Here is a 3,434-nt window from a genome sequence, read left to right on the forward strand (position 1 = left end):
GTAACTGCGAAGGTCGGCAAGCAGACGAAGAAGGTTACGATTACCGTTAAGAAGGCGAAGAAGGTTGTCAAGAAGACAGACGTAACAGCGGTTGCAGTAACAGCAGATAACAGCAAAGTAGCCGTGAATAAAGTTGTTACGATCGGTGAGGTTCTGAGAGCAAATGTTACACCGGAAGATGCAACTGTTACGTATCAGTGGCTTGCAGACGGCACACCAATCGAAGGCGCTACGAAGGCTTCCTTCACAGTAGGAGCTGCCCAGACAGGAAAGGCAATCTCTGTTAAGGTTACCGGCACAGGCAACTTTGACAAGGAAGTTACTTCCGAAGCCACAGCAAAGGTTGCGGCTTCCAAGCTCACTGGTGTTACAGTTAAGGGTTCTGACAACAAGCTTGCTACAACGGCTGTCGTTGGTGACACTCTGACTGCAGAAGCTAAAGGAACATATGTAGATAACACTGGTGTATCGCAGGATATTGATCTGAGCGATGCGGTAACATATCAGTGGTTCCGTGGCGCTGTAGCAGCTGACAAGGCAATCGCTGGTGCTACATCCAAGACATATAAAGTAGCAGATGCAGATGCTGGATACAATCTGATCGTTGTTGCTACGCCGCAGAATGGTGTTAACGGTTACGCTGTTAATTCCGCTGCCGTTGCAGTTTCTGACACGGCGAATGCCACACTGTCGATTAAGGCTGACAACACGGGACTCCACGCTGTAGTAAAGGATAAGAAGGGTGTTGAGGATACAACACTCACCGGCTATGAGTTCCAGTGGGCGAAGAGCACAGACGGAAAGGCTTACACAGCAGTTTCCAGCGCAACTAGCAAAGATTTCAGCACTGATCTGACGGCAGATAATTACTATCAGGTCACTGTAACAAAAACTGCAGCAGGTGTTGTACTTGCAAGCAAGGTTGCCACAATTCAGTACACAGGTAAATTCCTTAAAGCCGGTGCTGAAGTAAGAAATAACACTTCTGCGTTGGCGATTCCGACAAGAAACACAAATATCACCGGTGATGTTCTTGAGGTAACTGGAGTTAAGAATACAGCTGACAAGGACCTGACATATGGCACAGATTATACAGTTTCCTGGTACAGAACTGCAAGTGAAACTACTACGCTCAATCCGGTAACAGCTGTTGCACTGGGTACATCTCAGACATACGCACTGGCCTCCAGTGATGCAAACGCAAAAGTATGGGCAGTTGTGACAGGTGCCGGTGCATATGCTGGTCAGACTCAGACAGTTGAATCTGTTCCGACAAATGCCACGGCAAACACAGCTCTGACCCTGGCATACGATGGAGAGAAACTCACTGTTAAGAGTGGAGACACTGTAGTTACTGATGCTACGATTGTTTCAATCACAGCTCCAGCTGATGCGTTTAACGGACTGAACAGAAACAAAACGGTTAATGAGGCTGCACTGCAGGGTACAAGCCTGTATGTTGTAACCAAGAAGGATCAGGCTGTAACAGCAAGATCAAACAAGATCACATTCGACGGCGCTGGTCATGCAACGGCTTCTCCACTGACTGCTGCGGACATTCAGAATGCAGAGTAGTGTGAAGTAGTTGAAGGTGCTGCATACAGTACTATAACTGAGTGTAGAGCTTTCGAACGGGGGTCACCGTAGGGTGACTCCCGTTTTGAGATGAAAAAACGATATGGGAAAAAGGGACTGACGCAACTAATTATTATAGTGCGACAGTCCCTCTAAATGGTTATGGACACTTAATAAAGTACCCCATTAACCAGATCATTTGTTACGAGAAAACATAAGTCTGTACGGGAACAGTCCATGTACCGTAATAACCTTCTCCGGATACAGTAACCTCTAATGTTTTATCATCTACATTAGTATTGTCATAGTCGAGAGCAAGTTTAGCAGTATCATCCTTGACATCCTTGTAGCCAAGTGTACCAATCGTTGTATATGTAGCAGCGCTACCTTCGCCAGATCTGAGTTTAACTGTGACGGTGAATCCATCCTTCAGATCCTTAAGACCAGAAACAGTCAGATTCTTTGTCTTAGCTTTGAGATCGACAAGTACCTTTGCAGTTACATTTTTGTACACATTAGATGCATCGTCCAGATATCCGACCTTCAAGCTGTTAGAGGACATTTTGCTGAATCCGTTGTATTTTCCCTTAACGGTGATAACATCTCCGACCTTCAGGTACTTATCTCCGCTTACATCCTTGAGATTGTACTTACCGGAAGCAATACCAGCCGTTGTTGTTTCCTTGCCGTTTACAAAGAAAGTATATTCTACACCAGTTGTCAGAGCTTCATCCTTGCCAGCATCGTTCTTCTTATAGGCAACTCCGCCGAACGTGTCTTTTGCAAGAACTCTCTTTTCAGCTGTCGGTCTGGCTGCGTTAGTTGTATCAGTAACGAGCACGTCATTCAGAACGTCCTGTGTTACACTGAAGGAAACAGTCTTAACCAGTCCTGTATTGAAAGTATATGTTCTCTCACTGTCAGCCAACTTTACTTCTACAGAGTAATTGCCGATTTCTGTCGGAGTGTACTCGGAAGAAGTTGCACCATTGATAGCAACGCCACCCTTCTTCCACTGATATGTGACATTAGCTTCAGCAGGAGTTACAACAGCAGTCAGCTTCGTTCCAGGAGCAACGCTTGTAACCTGTTCTCCATTTGCCTGGAGTTCAACAGTAACTGTACCGGATACTGTGTTAGCAGATGCATCACACTTGATAGAACCGTCTCTTTCGGTTGTAACGTTATCCGCAAGTGTAACACCGGCCTTCGGTGTAACCTTCACATAGATCTTAGCGTCCTTATCCGCCACCGTTACCTTGTAAGTTTCGGAAGTAGCACCGTCGATAGCAACATCATAGCTACCGCTTTGATCTGCTTTCTGAAGTGTTCTATACCACTGGAATGTAGCTACATCAGATGCACTCTGAGCATTCGTTGTAGCAACCTTAGCCTTCAGTGTTTCACCGATTGCAGGTGTCGCATCTGTTGTGAACTGATCGTCCTTTGTGGTATCTTTCTTATACTTCTTTACTACTACACCTGTAATCGAAGGTGTAGAAACCTTCGCTGTAGCAGCGGAAACCGCTGTCTTTTCGAAGTTGCCTGTGCCGGTCGCTTCAACTGTGATCGCCTTGCCGATTTCAGCTGTTGTTACAGTGAATGTGGAGCCTGTTGCACCAGCGATTGCTGTGCCGTCAGCCTTCCACTGATATGTAACAGTTGCGTTCTCCGGTGTAACGGCAGCTCTCAACTTCGTTCCAACAACAACCTTAGCTGCCGGATCACCAGCGTTGTCAGCACTCAGAGCAACAGCTGTTACCGCTGTCTTCTTGACAACCTTCTTCGCCTTCTTAACGGTAATCGTAACCTTCTTCGTCTGCTTGCCGACCTTCGCAGTTACGACAGCCTTACCGGCC

The 3,434-nt window shown here is 46.5% G+C and carries 2 protein-coding genes; one reads left to right on the top strand and one right to left on the bottom strand.

Going from position 1 to position 3,434, the window contains the following annotated elements; all coding sequences use genetic code 11:
* Nucleotides 1-1,575: hypothetical protein (locus tag BLQ24_RS10195; RefSeq protein ID WP_207644954.1), on the top strand; the 1,575-nt coding region annotated here is incomplete at its 5' end.
* 202 nt (nt 1,576-1,777) lie between these two features.
* Here the strand turns inward: BLQ24_RS10195 and BLQ24_RS10200 are convergent.
* A partial coding sequence (locus BLQ24_RS10200) for a hypothetical protein (RefSeq protein WP_207644955.1) occupies nt 1,778-3,434 on the bottom strand: 1,657 nt, incomplete at its 5' end.

This window comes from Eubacterium pyruvativorans, from assembly GCF_900102225.1.
In the GTDB taxonomy this organism is placed as follows: Bacteria; Bacillota; Clostridia; order Peptostreptococcales; family Anaerovoracaceae; genus Aminicella; species Aminicella pyruvativorans.